Source organism: Paenibacillus cisolokensis (assembly GCF_018403665.1).
Taxonomy (GTDB): domain Bacteria; phylum Bacillota; class Bacilli; order Paenibacillales; family Paenibacillaceae; genus Paenibacillus_AH; species Paenibacillus_AH cisolokensis.
On record NZ_BOVJ01000272.1, the window covers coordinates 1 to 2,079 of the forward strand.

The window sequence follows — 2,079 nt, forward strand, 5'->3', positions numbered from 1 at the left end:
ATCGGGACATCTCTTTTATCCGGAAATTTTGTTGTGGTAACCAGAAATTTCTCTACAAGGGCGGATGTCCTCTTTCTGTTTAGTCGTACCCATCATGACAATGACCCTATTAAATTATGACGGTGGAAAGAATGATGACCAACAGAATAAAGAGAACCAAGACAACACCGAAATGACGTCCGAATCCAAATCCTGCAAATCCGCTCATTCGTTCTCACTCCTTTCCACTAAGTTCCTATTATTATATTCTTTTATTTCGGAAATGCTTGGGTAAATGCTTATCTAAATCTAATTTCCCGGGCGACACTAAGCTTTTGTCCTTGCAGGTGGGAAAAGCTTGTTCTCCCCTTATCCCGTCTTTCTTCGGCTCTTTTTGTAATCAGCCGCCTAACCTTTGATCTTACGATAGAACGTTTTATCCTTCAATCGATTAAACAGTGCACCGCCGCCGAAACCGAATCCGCCAACTCCGGCACTCATTGTTTGTCATCCTTCATCCTTATGAATATTGTGATTTCTCATCACTCTGCCACGGGTCTTCCATGCGATAAAATCGCCGACCCTGAAGTAGGGCTCCTGGGCCAGCACCAAATCGGCATATTTCATAATTCCGAGTCCGATTTCCGGGTCGAACAGCACGGTAAGATCCAGCTCCTGGATTTCGCTCGGATCGATGGCATGTTCGTGACTCCGGAATTCATCGAGCTTGGGACGTTCGCATTGAAATCCGGCTTGGCGCAGATCAACGAGCCACTCATCCACCGACGGAATTTTGTCGAATTTGAAAAAGTCCATAATTTCTTGGCGGGACGGCTCCGGGATTTCCGAATAAAGAACTATCTCGCGATCAATCAGCCGGCCTCCCGGTTTTAAAACCCGATAATATTCTTCCAACGACTTGGGTATATCGGTAAAGATGGTGACGGATTCCGCATAAACGACGTCAAACGATTCGTTGTCGAAGGGAAGTTCCTGCACGTCGCCCTGAATCCATTCGATGTCGGTGATCCCTTCTTTTTCGGCCCGCTTCTTTGCCTTTTCAAGCATCAGCGGATGCCTGTCAAGCGCAGTTACACGGAACCCTTGGCCCGCAAGATAACAAGCCGTTTTGCCCGTACCGCATCCCACTTCCAGAATCCGCAAATCGCCTTGCTCCAGGGCTTTGTCCAAAAGCTTTTGAGTCGCCTTGAATCCCCCCGGATGGGAGGAAGCCACTCCCAACCGCGAGAGCAGGTCCATATACTCCATTCATGTCTCCTCCTTCATTCGTCCACGCATAAATAAGTATATGGGGAAGGGGTTTGCCCCGTGTTTGCGTTTGCCTATGAAGTGAAAATCTTCAAACACTCGACGGACGGACACCGGAATTGAACGCCCGGATCGCATCGCTCGAAATCTTCAAAAAATCTGCTGTTCAGAACGTTTAGGAACGTAGTTCATGAACAGATATTCCGTCTCTTCCCTGCGTTTTTGGCCGAGTGATGCCTTCACGACGGACCCGACCTTCGCATCGAGCGTCACGCAATGCCAGCCTCGATACAGCTTTTCTTTCGAAGGCATCCAGCTTGGCTACGGCGTTCTGATAATCTATCGCCGCATTATAGAAGTTGATGAGATCGCCGTCCTTATCATTGAACACCTCGACTTTGCTAGGTTCCCGGGCAATCGTCAGGCTTCCGGTACCGCCAAACAGCGGACTCACGATGTCCGCGTGGTGCACCGCTAATCACTTCACGATGAACTGAAATATTGGATAAGGACAAAAGCTTAGTGCCGCCCGGAAAATTAGACTTCTAGATAAGCATTTACCCAAGCATTTCCGAAATAAAAGAATATAATAATAGGAACTTAGTGGAAAGGAGTGAAAACGAATGAGCGGATTTGCAGGATTTGGATTTGGACGTCATTTCGGTCTTGTCTTGGTTCTCTTTATTCTGTTGGTCATCATTCTTTCCACCGTCATAATTTAATAGGGTCACTGTCATGAAGGGTACGACTAAACAGAAAGAGGACATCCGCCCTTGCAGAGAAATTTCTGGTTACCACACCAAAATTTCCAGATAAAAGAGATGTCCCGAT

At 47.1% G+C, this 2,079-nt stretch carries 2 protein-coding genes; one reads left to right on the top strand and one right to left on the bottom strand.

Annotated elements, in window-relative coordinates:
* Positions 1 to 486: 486 nt before the first annotated feature.
* Positions 487 to 1,239 carry a class I SAM-dependent methyltransferase gene (locus PACILC2_RS25965; RefSeq protein WP_213531909.1) on the bottom strand — a complete coding sequence of 251 codons (753 nt, stop codon included), beginning with the start codon at positions 1,237 to 1,239 and terminating at the stop codon, positions 487 to 489.
* 199 nt (positions 1,240 to 1,438) lie between these two features.
* Between PACILC2_RS25965 and PACILC2_RS25970 the strand changes: the two genes are divergently transcribed.
* Entirely contained in the window at positions 1,439 to 1,726 is a 288-nt protein-coding gene (locus PACILC2_RS25970; protein WP_213531911.1) for a hypothetical protein, read from the top strand.
* Positions 1,727 to 2,079: the final 353 nt, after the last annotated feature.

What these genes read in the sequence shown, in the direction of transcription:
- PACILC2_RS25965 (WP_213531909.1), bottom strand. Translation starts at nt 1,239, where the DNA reads ATGGACCTGCTCTCGCGGTTGGGAGTGGCTTCCTCCCATCCGGGGGGA.
- PACILC2_RS25970 (WP_213531911.1), top strand. Translation starts at nt 1,439, where the DNA reads ATGAACAGATATTCCGTCTCTTCCCTGCGTTTTTGGCCGAGTGATGCC.